We start from the raw sequence: 14,764 nt of genomic DNA on the forward strand, positions 1-14,764 counted from the left end.
GAACCGCTGAAGCAAAACAGAAACGCCACGGCATGCCGTGGCGTTTCTGTTTATGCGCGGCGCTCGGTGCCGCGTGAAGCATCAGCGATGCATCAACGGGCTCAGTGCAGATCCGCCGCCCGCAGCATCTCGTTGCCCTGCGGCTCGCTGCCCGCGCTCCTGTCGAGATCGTGCCCGGCGCGGCGACGCTCGCTCTTCGCCTTCTTCTCGCTCTTCACGCCGTTGAAGATCAGGTTCAGCACGACCGCCGACACCGACGCGAGCAGAATCCCGCTGTGCAGCAGCGGCGACAACGCCGGCGGCAGTTGCGAGAAGAAGTGCGGCGACACCACCGGCACGAGGCCGAGCCCGATGCTGACCGCGACGATGAACAGGTTGTGCTGATTCCTGACGAAGTCGACGCGCGACAGCACCTTGATGCCGTTCGCCGCGACCATGCCGAACATCACGATGCCCGCGCCGCCGAGCACGAACGCCGGCACCGACGCGACCACCTGCGCCATCTTCGGAAACAGGCCGAGCAGCACGAGGATCACGCCGCCCATCGCGCACACGAAGCGGCTCTTCACGCCGGTCACGCCGATCAGTCCGACGTTCTGCGAGAACGACGTATGCGGGAACGAGTTGAAGATGCCGCCGATCAGCGTGCCGAGACCATCGACGCGTAAGCCGCGCACCAGCGTCTTCTGATCGACCGGACGATCGACCATGTCGCCGACCGCGAGGAACATGCCGGTCGATTCGATGAACGTGACGAACATCACGGTGACCATCGTCGCGATCGACAGCGGATCGAAGTGCGGCAGACCGAAGTGAAACGGCATTACGAAGCCGACCCACGGCGCGTGCATGACGCCGTCCAGGTTGACGCGGCCGAGCATCAGCGCGATCGCGAAGCCCGCGACGATGCCGAGCAGCACGGAGATGTTGGCGACGAAACCCCTGGCGAACTTGTTAATCAGCAGGATCAGCGTCAGCACGAGCAGCGACAGGCCGAGGTAGACCGGATTGCCGTATTCGGGATTGCCGACACCGCCTGCCGCCCAGTTGATGCCGACTTCCATCAGCGACAAACCGATCACCGAAATCACCACGCCGATCACGACCGGCGGGAAGAAGCGCAATAGCTTGCCGACCGCGGGCGCGAGCAGAATGCCGATCACGCCGGCCGCGATCGTCGAGCCGAAGATGTCGAGGAGGCCTAGCGAAGGATTAGTGCCGATCGCGACCATCGGGCCGACGGCCGCGAACGTGCAGCCCATGATGACGGGCAGACGGATGCCGAAGATCCACAGTCCGAGCGTCTGGATCAGCGTGGCGATGCCGCAGGAAAACAGATCGGCGCTGATCAGGAACGCGACCTGGTCTTTCGGCAGCTTCAGCGCGGCGCCGATGATCAGCGGCACCGCGACCGCGCCAGCGTACATGACCAGCACGTGCTGGATGCCGAGAGTAAGCAACTGGCCGGCCGGTAGGCGCTCGTCGCACGGGTGAACCGTGTTCGCTTGCATATTGTCTGTCTCCACCATCTCGTTTTGGGATGACTCCAAGGTATCGGGGACGAAAAGCCGCAACAAGACCATACGTGGCTATTCCGGCATTCCCGGCGACGATATGCACAGGCCTATTTTGAAAGGCAAATCGAAGCCACGCGTGGCGCGGATCGGCAGTGCAGCGGCGGCGAGCCCTATGCGGCGGCGATTGCCGACGCGGTGCGTCGCGTGCGCGGCGCGGCGTCGTCGCCGGCGGGGATATGTGTGAGAATCAATGGCGTGTATCACGCTTCCCGCATAGTCCTGTTTTGACGACGCTCGCCGCACGACGGGGTTAACCCGCGAACGGGCTAATTTCCGCGAGTTTTTCGACCCGTTCGCCGGGCGTTCCCGGTGTCGCCGCGGCCAGGTTTATTTGCTCCACTTGCCGGTCTCGTCGCCAGCCTCGCGGGCTCTTTCCTCATCCTCATTTCAACGTCCCTGCGCTCATGAGTTTTCTCGGCATCGACCTCGGCACCGGCTCCCTGAAAGCGGCAATCGTCGACGAACATGGACGCGAGCAGGCGGTATCGAGCGTCGCTTATGCGCTCGTTACGCCGCACGCGGGTTGGGCCGAAATCGACGTCGAGACGTGGTGGAACGCGCTCGTCGATGCGATGGCGGGCCTGCCCCGCGAGCTGCGTGATGGCGTGCGCGCGATCGGCTTCTCCGCTCAGATGCACGGCGTCGTGCTACTCGATGCAAACGGCGCGGCGGTGCGGCGCGCGATGCTGTGGCCCGACTCGCGCGCGCTCGCCGTGCTCGACGCATGGCCCAACCCGCAACCGAATCCGGTCGCGCCCGGCATGGCCGGTCCGTTGCTGCGCTGGCTCGTGCTGCATGAACCGGAAGCCGCGCGTCGCACGCGCTGGGCGCTCCAGCCGAAAGACTGGCTGCGCGTCGCGCTCGGCGGCGCGTGCGTGACCGATGCGTCCGATGCGTGCGCGACCGCGCTCGCCGATCCCGCCGGCGCGTGGGACACGGCGCTGCTGGCGCGTCTGGAGATTCCGCGCGAGTGGTTCGCGCCGCTGGCGTCATCGTATGCGGCGTCGGGCGCGCTGTCGCCGCAGGCCGCGCAGGCACTCGGCTTGCGGGCCGGTATCGTGCTCGCGACCGGCGCCGCGGACACGCCGTGCGCGGCGCTCGGCAGCGGACTCGCGCAGGACGGCGACGCGCTGCTGACGACCGGCACCGGCGGACAGATCGTGGTGCTCGCGAACGACAAACCGGCGCCGCTGAAGGGTTTGCACCGCTATCGCGCGGCGAGCGATCACTGGTATCGGATGGCGGCGATGCAGAACGTCGGCATTGCGTTGGAGCGGGTGCGCGGGTGGCTGTCGTATGAGTGGGCGGAGGCTTACCGCGACGCATTCGGCGATGCGGCTGACGCAGCCGCCGATGCAACGGGTCACGCCGCGTCGACGCTGACTTTCCTGCCGTACCTGACCGGCGAGCGCACGCCGTGGCTGAACCCGCAGGCGCGCGGCGGCTGGCTCGGTTTATCGCTCGAGCATACGCGTGGGGCGATGATGCGCGCCGCGTTCGAGGGCGTCGCATTCTCGTTGCGCGCGGGGCTCGACGCGATTCGCGCTAGCGGCGCGCAGGTGTCGGCGCTCAAGCTCGCGGGCGGCGGCTCCGTCGATGCGCGCTGGCGGCAACTGCTCGCCGATGCGCTCGACGTCGAGCTGCACGCGGTCGATTGCCCGAACGCAGCGCCGCGCGGCGCGGCGATCCTCGGCGGCCTCGCGTGCGGCCACTGGCTAACGCGCGATCTCGCCGCGCTCGCGCCGGGCGCGACGCGCGTTGCGGGTCCACATGGCGATGCGGCGCTTGCCGAGCGCTACGCGCGCTTCGTCGATCTGTATGGCCGGGTCGAGCCGTGGTTCGGTGGCGGGGCGTCGCGCGAAGCTCAGTAGCAGCGGCGGCGTCGAACGCGGCGCGGAGCGCAGCCATCGGCGGGGCAGCCTTCGCGCACTATGCAATACCATTACGCTTTTCGCGCGCCACGTGGTCGCCGGGCATGCGATGCCCATTTCGCATTCACGCATTCACGCACTCACGGACTCGGAGGAGCATTGACGATGAAGAGCAAAGCAGCAATCGCATGGAAAGCCGGCGCCCCGTTGACCCTCGAGGAAGTCGATCTCGAAGGCCCGCGCGCCGGTGAAGTCCTGATCGAACTGAAGACGACGGGCATCTGCCACACCGACAACTAGATGACGCACTGTCTGCCGCTCGAGCGCATCAACGAGGGCTTTGATCTGAGGAAGAAGAGCGAGTCGATCCGCTCGGCCGTGCTCTACTAAACGAGGAATGTCACGATGCTCGAACTACTATCGTCGCACGCCTGTCATGGCGGCGAGCAGCGTTTTTACCGGCACGAGTCGCGCGCGATCGGTCTGCCGATGCGCTTCTCGGTCTATCTGCCGCCGCAGGCATTGCATGAGAACGCGGGACGTGTACCGGCGTTGTTCTATCTGGCCGGACTGACCTGCACGGAAGAAACGTTTCCGATCAAGGCCGGCGCGCAGCGCTTCGCGGCACAGCACGGCATCGCGTTGATCGCGCCGGACACGAGTCCGCGCGGCGCGGGTGTGCCAGGCGAGAGCGATGCGTGGGATTTCGGCGTCGGCGCGGGCTTTTACGTGGACGCGACCGAGGAGCCGTGGTCCACGAACTACCGGATGTATTCATACGTGCGGGATGAACTGCGCGAGACGGTCGTAAATGAATTGCCGGTCGACGGCGCGCGCCTCGGCATCTTCGGTCACTCGATGGGCGGGCACGGCGCGTTGGTGCTCGCGCTGCGCAATCCGGATATTTATCGGTCGGTGTCGGCGTTCGCGCCGATCGCCGCGCCGATGCGTTGTCCGTGGGGCGAGAAGGCGTTCAGCGGCTATCTCGGCGAGAACCGTGAAGCGTGGAAGCAGTACGACGCGAGCGAACTGGTCGCGCACGCGACGCGCAAGTTCGCAACAGGGATTCTCGTCGATCAGGGACTCGCGGATCAGTTCCTGCCCACGCAGCTCAATCCCGACGTGTTCGAAGCGGCGTGCAAGGCCGCGGGGCAGCCATTGACGTTGCACCGGCACGAAGGCTACGACCACGGCTACTACTTCATCTCGACGTTCATCGAGGATCATCTCGCGCATCACGCGAAGGTGTTGCTCGGCTGAAAAACCTCGTAAAACGCGGCGCTAAATGAAAAAACGGCGGCACATCACGTGCCGCCGTTTTTCATGCGATCGACGAAAGCGTCTCTCAATGCCGCTTCAGCAGACTGCCGCCATACACCGCCGCCGATAGCACGGTGATCCAGAAGCTCGTCGGCCAATCGGTATAGAACGCGAGCGTCAAGCCGAGCCACGCCTGCGCGAGTGCGAACGCGGCCGAGAGCACGAGACCGGTGGACAGCCGCGTGCTCAGGTTCTGCGCGGCGGCGGCCGGGCCCACCATCAGCGTGAACACGAGCAGCACGCCGACGATCTGCGTGCAGGCGGCAACGGCCAGCGCGGCGATCGCGAGAAATAGCACCGACACGCGGCGCAGCGACACGCCCTTCGCTTCGGCCAGCTCCGGTTGCAGCGACGCGAACAGCAGCGGCCGCATGATCGCCGCGAGCGCCACGAGACTTACTACACCGAGCGCGGCAAGCACCCCGAGCGTCGATGCATTGACGCCGAGCACGTTGCCGAACAGCAGCGCCGTCACCTGCGTCGCATAGGCGGTGAAGAAGTGCAGAAACAGCAGCCCGAAACCGAGCGACAAGGAAAGGATCACGCCGATCGCGACATCGCGGCCGGCGAGCCGTTCGCCGAGCGCGCCCATGCCGACACCGGCCGCGAGCGTGAAGCCGATCATCCCCCAGATCGGCGAGATGCCGATCAGCACCGCGCCGGTCGCGCCGGTGAAGCCGACATGCGACAGCGCGTGGCCCGCGAACGTCTGTCCGCGCATCACCAGAAAATAGCCGACCACGCCGGCCAGCACCGCGACGATCCCCGACGCCGCGAATGCGTTCACCATGAAATCGTATTCAAACATCGTGCTTGTGTCCGTCGCGTGAGTCGTGCGGGTTCGAGTGACTGTGTGAGTGGCCGTGCGAATGACCGTGGCCGTGGTCGTGCGAGTGCGTATGTCCGCCGTCCTCGTCGTGTTCGTGCTCGTGATCGTGCTTTTCCACTTCGACGCCGCCAGACATCACGAAGATGCGGCCGTTCACGCGCATCACGTCGATCGGCGAGCCGTACAGACGCGACAACACCGGCCGCGTGATGACTTCATCGACGGTGCCGAGCGCCGCGACGCCGCTGCCGAGATACAGCACGCGATCGATCGAGTTCAGCAGCGGATTGAGTTCATGCGCGGAGAACAGCACCGCGATGCCGAGCTCCCGCTGCACGCGCCGCACGAGTTCGACGACGCTCTTCTGGTGATGCGGATCGAGACTGATCAACGGTTCATCGAGCAGCAGCAGTTTCGGATTACCGAGCAGGCATTGCGCGAGCAGGAGCCGCTGCCGTTCGCCGCCCGACAACTCCGACAGCGGCCGCTTCGCGAGATTCGTGCCGCCGACGAGCTCGAGCACCCGATCGACGTCAGCGCGCGTTTTCGCATCCGCATGCGGCAAGCCCCAGCGATGACCATCGGCGGCCATCGCGACGAAATCGCGGCCGCGCACACGGCGGCCGGCGAGTGCGCTGCGCGTCTGCGGCATATAACCGATCGACGCGTTGCCGCGCTCGACCGTCTGCCCGAGCACGCGAATCGCGCCGGCCGCGGCCGGCACGAGGCCGAGCACCGCGCGCATCAGCGTCGTCTTGCCCGCGCCGTTCGGCCCGAGCACACCGATGAACTCGCCCTGGTTCACGACGAAGCTCGTGTCACGCAGGATCGTGCGGCCGCCCAGATCGAGAGTTACGTTGTCGAGTTCGAGCACGGGCGTGTCGCGGCGCGCGGTGGGTGCGCCTGCTGGCGCACTTGCTGGCGTTCGATGGCCAGTCGGAGTCATGGAGTTTGTCCTTTCGCGTTGGCCGCACCGTTCGCGCCGTTCGTATCACCCGCCGCGAGCGCCTTCTGCAGCGCGTCGAGCTGCGTCAGCATCCACGTCTGATAGGTCTTGCCGGCCGGCAGGGTTTCGGTGACGCTCATCGTCGGTACCTTCGATTGTTGCGCGAGCTTCAGCATGCGTCGGGTCAGCGCCTCGGTGGCCTGGCTGTTGTAGATCAGCACGCGCACGCGCCGCTCGCGCAGATCGCGTTCGAACGCGGCGATATCGGCCGCGCTCGCTTCGGTGTCGTTCATCGCGGCGAGCTGGAAGCGCTGGTTGCGCATGTTCAGGCCGATCGCGTCCGACATATAGCCGAACACCGGCTCGGTCGCAGTAACCGGCAGGCCCGCATAGCGGCCGTGCAGCTCGGCGACCTTCGCGTCGATCGGCTTCAGCGAATCGAGAAACTTCGCGAGGTTCGCATCGTACGCCGACTTGTGCGCCGGGTCAGTAGCGCTGAGCGCGTCGCTGACCGCGCGCGCGACTTTCGGCATCGTCGCCGGGTCGTACCACAGGTGCGGATTGTCGCCGCCTTTTTTGCCCACCAGATCGGCCGCGACGATCACCGTGCGCTGCGCGCCTTTCGACGCGGCCAGCAGCTTCGCCATCCACGGATCGTAGTCGGCGCCGCTGTAGACGATGAGGCTCGCGTGCTGCAACGCGCGCGCGGTGGCCGGGCTCGCTTCGAACAGATGCGGGTCCTGGTCCGGGTTGTTGAGGATGCTGGTCACGTCGACACGATCGCCGCCGAGTTGCCGCACCACGTCGCCATAGAAATTCTCCGCGGCGACGACAGGAATCTTCGCGTCGGCGGCGAACGCGCCCTGGCCGAAGCCGAGCGCCGCGAGCGCGAGCGTGAGCGTGAGCAGACATGCGCGCAGATGGGTGCGTACAGACATCGAACCCTTCAGCGCGCGCTGCGCGCTGGACAACATCAAGCGGATCGTTTTCATCGTTGTTTCCTGCTGCTTGAGAGTTTGAATGAGCTACTCGGGGTGGCAAGGCCAGATACAGCGCGGCGCCGCGCGCCTGATCACGACGAAACGCCTGCTGCTCCGCCGCCAGGCTTCGCCGCTCGCGCACATGGCCCGCAAAGGCCGCTCAACTCGATCACCTGGCGATGCACCTCGAAGCCATGCGCGGGCGCGCTGTGCGACAGGCGATCGGCGAGTTCGTCGCCGGGAATTTCGACGGTCGCGCCGCAGCCGTCGCACATCAGGAACTGGCTGCGATGCGGCACGCCGATTTCGCAGCAGGCGACGAACGCGTTCTTCGATTCGATCCGATGCACGAAGCCATGCGCGACGAGGAAGTCGAGCGCGCGATAGACGGTGGTCGGCGGCATGCGACCGCGCTCGGGCGCGAGCGCGTCGAGCAACTCGTATGCGCCGACCGGCCGCTCGCTCGCGACGATCGCCGCGTACACCTGGCGACGCAGCGGCGTCAGCGCGAGCCCCTGCGCCGCGGCGTGCGCGTCCGCATGCGCGAGCCGCATGGCGTGCTGTTCGGCGAGCGACGTAGTCATCGGTGTGAATCTCCTGGCGTGGCGGCCCCCGGGCGGGCGGCGAGGTCGAAATGATATAACGTATCGCGATTTTTTGTCAGCAGCGCGAATCTTCGCGTGGTGTGAAGCCTGCCGCGCTGCACCATCGAAATTCGTCCGCGTGCCTTGACATGACCCGGCTCGTATCCGATCATTCGATCACCAGCCGAGCAATTGATCGCGCGATGAGCGTTCGCTCACTACGCGCCAAAATGCAAAAACGAACCGGAGACAGGCAGTGGCACGATTGCAGGACAAGGTCGCCATTCTGACGGGCGCGGCCAGCGGTATCGGTGAAGCGGTAGCCTTGCGCTATCTCGACGAAGGCGCGCGCTGCGTGCTGGTCGACGTGAAGCCGACGGACAGCATCGGCGGCGCGCTACGCGGCACCTATGGCGAACGCGTGTTGAGCGTCAGCGCCGACGTGCGGCGCCGCGAGGACATCGAGCGCATCGTCGCGAGCACGCTCGGCTGCTTCGGCCAGATCGACATCCTGTTCAACAACGCGGCGCTGTTCGACATGCGCCCGCTCCTCGACGAATCCTGGGACGTGTTCGACCGCCTGTTCGCGGTCAACGTGAAGGGCATGTTCTTCCTGATGCAGGCGGTCGCGCGGCAGATGGTCGAGCAGGGCCATGGCGGCAAGATCATCAACATGTCGTCGCAGGCCGGCCGGCGCGGCGAGGCGCTCGTGTCGCACTACTGCGCGACCAAGGCGGCGGTGTTGAGCTATACGCAGTCCGCGGCGCTCGCGCTCGCTCCGCATAAGATCAATGTAAACGGCATCGCGCCGGGCGTCGTCGACACGCCGATGTGGAACGAGGTCGACGCGCTGTTCGCACGCTACGAGAACCGGCCGCTCGGCGAGAAGAAGCGCCTCGTCGGCGAGGCCGTGCCGCTCGGCCGCATGGGCGTGCCCGACGACCTGACCGGCGCCGCGCTGTTCCTCGCGTCTGCCGATGCCGACTACATCACCGCGCAGACGCTGAACGTCGACGGCGGCAACTGGATGAGCTGAACGAAGAGCAGTAAGCGGGCACGTTGGCTGCTCCGAGCGGCGCGTCATTCCGTCAAACGAACGCAGCATCACATAACGTATGAGAAAGGAGACAACCATGAAACCAGCTTTCAAATTCGCGCTGAAGGCGGCCGGTGCCGGCGCGGCTACCTGCTTCGCGCTGAGCGCGTCGGCGGCGACGGTGACGATCGCGACACTGAACAATCCGGACATGATCGAGCTGAAGAAGCTGTCGCCGGCGTTCGAAAAAGCGAATCCGGACATCAAGCTGAACTGGGTGATCCTCGAAGAAAACGTGCTGCGTCAGCGCGCGACGACCGACATCACCACCGGCAGCGGCCAGTTCGACGTGATGACGATCGGCGCGTACGAAACGCCGCAATGGGGCAAGCGCGGCTGGCTCGCGCCGATCACGAACCTGCCCGCGAACTACGACCTGAACGACGTCGTGAAGACGGCCCGCGACGGCCTGTCCGCGAACGGCCAACTGTACGCGTTGCCGTTCTATGTCGAAAGCTCGATGACCTATTACCGCAAGGATCTGTTCGACAAGGCCGGCCTGAAGATGCCCGACCAGCCGACCTATGACCAGATCGCGCAATTCGCCGACAAGCTCACCGACAAGTCCAAGGAGCAATACGGCATCTGCCTGCGCGGCAAGGCGGGCTGGGGCGAGAACATGGCGTACGGCACGACGGTCGTGAACACGTTCGGCGGCCGCTGGTTCGACGAGAAGTGGAACGCGCAGTTGACCTCGCCGGAATGGAAGAAGGCGATGACGTTCTACGTCGATCTGCTGAAGAAGGACGGCCCTCCGGGAGCGAGCTCGAACGGCTTCAACGAAAACCTGACGCTGATGTCGTCCGGCAAGTGCGCAATGTGGATCGACGCGACGGTCGCGGCCGGCATGCTGTACAACAAGCAGCAGTCGCAGATCGCCGACAAGGTCGGCTTCGCCGCGGCGCCGGTCGCGGTCACGCCGAAGGGCTCGCACTGGCTGTGGGCGTGGGCGCTGGCGATTCCGAAGTCGTCGAAGCAGGCCGATTCGGCGAAGAAGTTCATCGAGTGGGCGACCTCGAAGGAGTACATTGAAATGGTCGCGAAGGACGAAGGCTGGGCCTCGGTGCCCCCGGGCACGCGCCAGTCCACCTATGCGCGCCCCGAGTACAAGCAGGCCGCGCCGTTCGGCGACTTCGTGCTGAAGGCGATCCAGACCGCCGACCCGGATCATCCGACCTCGAAGCCGGTCCCGTACACCGGTGTGCAGTTCGTCGGAATTCCTGAGTTCCAGTCGTTCGGCACGGTGGTCGGGCAGAGCATCTCCGGCGCGATCGCAGGTCAGATGACGGTCGATCAGGCGCTCGCCGCCGGCAACGCGGCCGCGGACCGCGCGGTCAAGCAGGCGGGTTATCAGAAATAACTGCGCAGAAGTAACTGCGCTGCTGTAACCCGGCAGGCCCGCCGCATCGACCGATGCGGCTCATGAAGCAGGGCGGCCGTTGGTCTGCGCCGTAAGCGATGCGGCGCGCGCCGTGTGCCATTCAGCACGGCACGCCGCGTCGCACGCACGCGGCTCGGGCGAACGCTCCGCGCATTACCGAACAGGTGGTCCATCATGCGTCCTTTGCGCCTACCTTTGATGCACGCCCATCCCCAGACAGAAAAAGAACGTGAGGAGCGTAAGGCCAATTCGGCCCGCTGGCTCGTGGCGCCGTCGGTCAGCGTTCTCGTGCTGTGGATGGTCATTCCGCTCGCGATGACGATCTGGTTCTCGTTCTCGCACTACAACCTGCTGAATCCCGATCTGCGCGGTTTCGCCGGTTTCGACAACTACCGCTATCTCGCCACCGATCCGTCGTTCGGTCCGTCGATTGCGCACACGATCGAGCTGATCGTGTGGGTGCTCGTGATCACCGTGGTCGGCGGGGTGCTGATGGCGATCCTGTTCGATCGCAAATTCTACGGGCAGGGCATCGCGCGCCTGCTCGCGATCGGACCGTTCTTCGTGATGCCCACCGTCAGCGCGCTGATCTGGAAGAACATGATCCTGCACCCGGTGTATGGCCTCGTCGCGCAGGGCATGCGTGCGCTCGGCATGCAGCCGATCGACTGGTTCGCCGACTATCCGCTGACCGCGGTGATCATGATCGTCGCATGGCAGTGGCTGCCGTTCGCGTTCCTGATCCTGTTCACGGCGATCCAGTCGCTCGACCAGGAGCAGAAGGAAGCCGCGAAGATCGACGGCGCGGGTCCGTTCTCGATGTTCTTCTACATCACACTGCCGCATCTGAGACGCGCGATAGCGGTCGTCGTGATGATGGAGACGATTTTCCTGCTGTCGATCTTCGCCGAGATCTACACGACCACGGGCGGCGGTCCGGGCAATGCGACCACCACGCTGTCGTACCTGATCTTCTCGCTCGGCCTGCAACAGTTCGACGTCGGTCTCGCATCGGCGGGCGGTATTCTTGCGGTCGTGCTGGCCAACATCGTGTCGTTCTTCCTCGTGCGGATGCTCGCGAAGAACCTGAAAGGGGAGTACGAAAAATGAGCCACGTTGCCTCCACTGCGGCATCGACGACGCAGCCCGTCGCGGTGCCGACCAAATCGCCGTTCGACACGATTCGCCGCGGTATTCCCGGCGTGATCGCGTGGCTCGTCGCGCTGCTGCTGTTCTTCCCGATCTTCTGGATGACGATCACCGCGTTCAAGACCGAGCAGCAGGCCTACGCGTCGTCGCTGTTTTTCATGCCGACGCTCGACAGCTTCCGCGAAGTGTTCGCGCGCAGCAACTACTTCGCGTTCGCGTGGAACTCGGTGCTGATCTCGGTCGGCGTCACGCTGCTGTGCCTGATCCTCGCGGTGCCTTGTGCGTACGCGATGGCGTTCTTCCCGACGCACCGCACGCAGAAGGTGCTGCTGTGGATGCTGTCGACGAAGATGATGCCGTCGGTCGGCGTGCTGGTGCCGATCTATCTGCTGTGGAAAAACAGCGGCCTGCTCGATACGGTGTCGGGTCTGATCATCGTCTACACGCTGATCAATCTGCCGATCGCGGTCTGGATGGCGTTCACGTACTTCGCCGAAATTCCGCGCGACATTCTCGAAGCCGGGCGCATCGACGGCGCGGCGACATGGCAGGAGATCGTCTATCTGCTGATGCCGATGGCGCTGCCCGGACTCGCGTCGACCGCGCTGCTGCTCGTGATTCTCGCGTGGAACGAGGCGTTCTGGAGCATCAACCTGTCGAGCTCGAACGCCGCGCCATTGACCGTGTTCATCGCATCGTATTCGAGTCCTGAAGGATTGTTCTGGGCGAAGTTGTCGGCCGCATCGTTGCTGGCGGTCGCACCGATCCTGATCGTCGGCTGGCTGTCGCAGAAGCAGCTGGTGCGCGGCCTCACGTTCGGGGCGGTCAAGTGATGGCGGACCCGACGGCGGGTCCAGGCATCGCGCGATATGCGTTGATCTGCGATTGCGACGGCGTGCTGATCGACAGCGAAGCGGTGGCTGCGCGCATGCTGGTGCATGAGCTCGAGGCGCGCTGGCCCGGCGTCGACGTCGAGCCGGTCGTGCTGCCGCTGCTCGGGCTGCGCATCGAGCGCGTGTTGCAAGACACCGCGACGCAGCTCGGCCAGCAGCTCGGCGCCGACGATATCGATGCGATCCGCCGCGCGGTCGAAGCGGCGGCGATCGATGCGCCCGCGGTCGACGGCATCGAGATGGCGCTGACCCAGGTGCCCCTCGTCAAAGGCTGCGCGAGCAATAGCTTCCGGCCGTACGTCGAGACGGTGCTGGCGCGCACGGGCCTGAAGCGGTTCTTCGGCGAGCGGCTGTTCTGCGCCGACGCGGTGCCGAATCCGAAGCCCGCGCCGGACGTGTATCTGGCGGCGGCGCAAGGCTTCGGGCTCGCGCCTGCCGCGTGCCTCGTCGTCGAGGACAGCGTGACGGGCGTCACGGCGGCGGCCACGGCGGGCATGGCGGTGCTGGGGTTTATCGGCGGCGGTCATGCGAGCGATGCGCAGATCGACCGTCTGCATGCGGCGGGCGCGCGTCATGTGTTCGACGATATGCGGCAGTTGCCCGACCTCGTCGCGCAATGGACACTGTCCGCGGCGGCCGCGGCGCCATGAGCGCGCGAACGAACGCGACACGACACGACATCAGGTAGCAGCACGAAGTAACGAGCAGCATCGAACGGCATTACACGGAGACACATCATGGCAAGCGTAACCTTGCGCAACATCAGAAAGGCCTACGACGACAACGAAGTGATGCGCGACATCAATCTCGACATCGCCGATGGCGAGTTCGTCGTGTTCGTCGGGCCGAGCGGTTGCGGCAAATCGACCCTGATGCGGATGATCGCGGGCCTCGAGGACATCACGGGCGGCGATCTGAACATCGACGCGGTGCGCATGAACGACGTGCCGCCGGCCAAGCGCGGCATCGCGATGGTGTTCCAGTCGTACGCGCTTTATCCGCACATGACCCTTTACGACAACATGGCGTTCGGCCTGAAGCTCGCCGGCGCGAAGAAGCCGGAGATCGACGCGGCCGTGCGCAACGCGGCGAAGATTCTGCATATCGACCATCTGCTCGATCGCAAGCCCAAGCAGTTGTCGGGCGGGCAGCGGCAGCGCGTCGCGATCGGCCGCGCGATCACGCGCAAGCCGAAGGTGTTTCTGTTCGACGAGCCGCTATCGAATCTCGACGCCGCGCTGCGCGTGAAGATGCGCCTCGAGTTCGCGCGCCTGCACGACGAGCTGAAGACGACGATGATCTACGTGACGCACGATCAGGTCGAGGCGATGACTTTGGCCGACAAGATCGTGGTGCTATCGGCGGGCAATCTGGAGCAGGTCGGCAGCCCGACGATGCTGTATCACGCGCCCGCGAACCGTTTCGTCGCAGGCTTCATCGGTTCGCCGAAGATGAACTTCATGGAAGGCGTCGTGCAGTCGGTGTCGCGCGATGGCGTCACGGTGCGTTACGAGACGGGCGAGACGCAGCGTGTGTCGGTCGAGCCCGGAGCGGCGAAGCAGGGCGACAAGGTGACGGTCGGCATTCGCCCCGAGCACCTGCACGTCAGCACGACCGAGGACGGTATCGAGGCACGCACGATGACGGTCGAATCGCTCGGCGATGCCGCATATCTGTACGCGGAGTCGAGCGTCGCGCCGGACGGATTGATCGCGCGGATTCCGCCGCTCGAACGTCATGCGAAAGGCAATACGCAAAAGCTCGGCGCGACGCCGGAGCATTGTCATCTGTTCGACAGCGACGGGAAGGCGTTCCAGCGCAAGATCGTTGAGGTGCTGGCGGCTTGATGAATGGTAAAGCGGCGCATGGGCGCCGCTTTACGCGATTGCGATGGTCGGCGTGCGCTATAGGCGTGAGCTGCGCTTTTCCATACACGCTCGCGTACCCTTGTTTTGTCACCTTGGAATTAACCGATGTTGTGCCGCCGCGCAGTCTGACTGTCGATCAGCGATAGCAGCGCTGCCGCGGCCCGGTATTGGCCGCCGGACAGCGCCTTCTTCTCCGAATCATTCATGACCCATAGCGGTCCGTTTTAGGACCAGCTTCGCGATCTTGGCGAACCTCAAGCGAACTTCTCG

13 protein-coding genes and 1 pseudogene are annotated in these 14,764 nt (G+C 65.2%); 9 read left to right on the plus strand and 5 right to left on the minus strand.

From position 1 onward, the window contains the following. Nucleotides 1-101 precede the first annotated feature (101 nt). Entirely contained in the window at nt 102-1,511 is a 1,410-nt protein-coding gene (locus AB3X89_RS19410) for a nucleobase:cation symporter-2 family protein (RefSeq protein ID WP_368584713.1), read from the minus strand. A 470-nt stretch (nt 1,512-1,981) separates the two neighbouring features. On the opposite strand from AB3X89_RS19410, the gene AB3X89_RS19415 reads away from it, so the two are divergent. The 3 genes and pseudogenes from AB3X89_RS19415 (at nt 1,982) to fghA (ending at nt 4,708) form a co-directional block, all read left to right on the plus strand. Then, nucleotides 1,982-3,448 (plus strand): xylulokinase, encoded by a 1,467-nt coding sequence (locus AB3X89_RS19415; protein WP_368584714.1) that lies wholly within the window; start codon nt 1,982-1,984, stop codon nt 3,446-3,448. 165 nt (nt 3,449-3,613) lie between these two features. Continuing rightward, nucleotides 3,614-3,742 (plus strand): annotated as a pseudogene (locus AB3X89_RS19420) (S-(hydroxymethyl)glutathione dehydrogenase); the annotation flags it as partial. Between the two features lie 111 nt (nt 3,743-3,853). Continuing rightward, the gene (gene fghA / locus AB3X89_RS19425; protein ID WP_368584715.1) at nt 3,854-4,708 is read left to right on the plus strand and encodes an S-formylglutathione hydrolase; all 855 of its coding nucleotides are present in this window, start codon (nt 3,854-3,856) and stop codon (nt 4,706-4,708) included. 85 nt (nt 4,709-4,793) lie between these two features. Here fghA and AB3X89_RS19430 read toward each other — a convergent pair whose 3' ends face one another. From AB3X89_RS19430 to AB3X89_RS19445, 4 genes are all read right to left on the minus strand, one after another. Beyond that, nucleotides 4,794-5,576: a metal ABC transporter permease gene (locus AB3X89_RS19430; RefSeq protein WP_368584716.1), complete on the minus strand. Its 783-nt coding sequence runs from the start codon at nt 5,574-5,576 to the stop codon at nt 4,794-4,796. Further along, on the minus strand, nt 5,569-6,543 hold the full coding sequence (locus AB3X89_RS19435; protein ID WP_368584717.1) for an ABC transporter ATP-binding protein: 975 nt from the start codon (nt 6,541-6,543) through the stop codon (nt 5,569-5,571). Before AB3X89_RS19435 ends, AB3X89_RS19430 begins: the two co-directional genes overlap by 8 nt. After that, complete coding sequence (locus AB3X89_RS19440; RefSeq protein WP_368584718.1) at nt 6,540-7,535, minus strand: metal ABC transporter solute-binding protein; 996 nt, start codon at nt 7,533-7,535, stop codon at nt 6,540-6,542. Before AB3X89_RS19440 ends, AB3X89_RS19435 begins: the two co-directional genes overlap by 4 nt. Nucleotides 7,536-7,615: 80 nt before the next feature. Further along, nucleotides 7,616-8,107, minus strand: a complete 492-nt coding sequence (locus tag AB3X89_RS19445) for a Fur family transcriptional regulator (protein ID WP_368584719.1) — start codon at nt 8,105-8,107, stop codon at nt 7,616-7,618. Between the two features lie 256 nt (nt 8,108-8,363). Between AB3X89_RS19445 and AB3X89_RS19450 the strand changes: the two genes are divergently transcribed. From AB3X89_RS19450 to AB3X89_RS19475, 6 genes are all read left to right on the plus strand, one after another. Beyond that, entirely contained in the window at nt 8,364-9,143 is a 780-nt protein-coding gene (locus tag AB3X89_RS19450) for an L-iditol 2-dehydrogenase (protein WP_368584720.1), read from the plus strand. 97 nt (nt 9,144-9,240) lie between these two features. After that, complete coding sequence (locus tag AB3X89_RS19455) at nt 9,241-10,563, plus strand: sugar ABC transporter substrate-binding protein (protein WP_013090396.1); 1,323 nt, start codon at nt 9,241-9,243, stop codon at nt 10,561-10,563. A gap of 195 nt (nt 10,564-10,758) precedes the next feature. Next, nucleotides 10,759-11,694: a carbohydrate ABC transporter permease gene (locus tag AB3X89_RS19460; protein WP_026229139.1), complete on the plus strand. Its 936-nt coding sequence runs from the start codon at nt 10,759-10,761 to the stop codon at nt 11,692-11,694. Then, nucleotides 11,691-12,566, plus strand: coding sequence for a carbohydrate ABC transporter permease (locus tag AB3X89_RS19465; protein ID WP_013090394.1), 876 nt, complete (start codon nt 11,691-11,693; stop codon nt 12,564-12,566). The genes AB3X89_RS19460 and AB3X89_RS19465 overlap by 4 nt, the downstream gene beginning before the upstream one ends. After that, entirely contained in the window at nt 12,566-13,276 is a 711-nt protein-coding gene (locus AB3X89_RS19470) for an HAD family hydrolase (protein ID WP_368584721.1), read from the plus strand. The genes AB3X89_RS19465 and AB3X89_RS19470 overlap by 1 nt, the downstream gene beginning before the upstream one ends. A gap of 87 nt (nt 13,277-13,363) precedes the next feature. Next, a complete protein-coding gene (locus AB3X89_RS19475; RefSeq protein WP_368584722.1) occupies nt 13,364-14,473 on the plus strand; it encodes an ABC transporter ATP-binding protein in 1,110 nt (369 codons plus the stop codon). Nucleotides 14,474-14,764 lie beyond the last annotated feature (291 nt).

Source organism: Paraburkholderia sp. BR14320 (assembly GCF_040948665.1).
GTDB classification, from domain to species: Bacteria; Pseudomonadota; Gammaproteobacteria; order Burkholderiales; family Burkholderiaceae; genus Paraburkholderia; species Paraburkholderia youngii.

Bases quoted from the DNA above. Each gene is read 5' to 3' on its own strand.
- AB3X89_RS19445 (WP_368584719.1), bottom strand. From the start codon at position 8,107: ATGACTACGTCGCTCGCCGAACAGCACGCCATGCGGCTCGCGCATGCG.
- AB3X89_RS19470 (WP_368584721.1), top strand. From the start codon at position 12,566: ATGGCGGACCCGACGGCGGGTCCAGGCATCGCGCGATATGCGTTGATC.
- AB3X89_RS19465 (WP_013090394.1), top strand. From the start codon at position 11,691: ATGAGCCACGTTGCCTCCACTGCGGCATCGACGACGCAGCCCGTCGCG.
- AB3X89_RS19435 (WP_368584717.1), bottom strand. From the start codon at position 6,543: ATGACTCCGACTGGCCATCGAACGCCAGCAAGTGCGCCAGCAGGCGCA.
- fghA (WP_368584715.1), top strand. From the start codon at position 3,854: ATGCTCGAACTACTATCGTCGCACGCCTGTCATGGCGGCGAGCAGCGT.
- AB3X89_RS19455 (WP_013090396.1), top strand. From the start codon at position 9,241: ATGAAACCAGCTTTCAAATTCGCGCTGAAGGCGGCCGGTGCCGGCGCG.
- AB3X89_RS19440 (WP_368584718.1), bottom strand. From the start codon at position 7,535: ATGAAAACGATCCGCTTGATGTTGTCCAGCGCGCAGCGCGCGCTGAAG.
- AB3X89_RS19460 (WP_026229139.1), top strand. From the start codon at position 10,759: ATGCGTCCTTTGCGCCTACCTTTGATGCACGCCCATCCCCAGACAGAA.
- AB3X89_RS19475 (WP_368584722.1), top strand. From the start codon at position 13,364: ATGGCAAGCGTAACCTTGCGCAACATCAGAAAGGCCTACGACGACAAC.
- AB3X89_RS19410 (WP_368584713.1), bottom strand. From the start codon at position 1,511: ATGCAAGCGAACACGGTTCACCCGTGCGACGAGCGCCTACCGGCCGGC.
- AB3X89_RS19430 (WP_368584716.1), bottom strand. From the start codon at position 5,576: ATGTTTGAATACGATTTCATGGTGAACGCATTCGCGGCGTCGGGGATC.
- AB3X89_RS19415 (WP_368584714.1), top strand. From the start codon at position 1,982: ATGAGTTTTCTCGGCATCGACCTCGGCACCGGCTCCCTGAAAGCGGCA.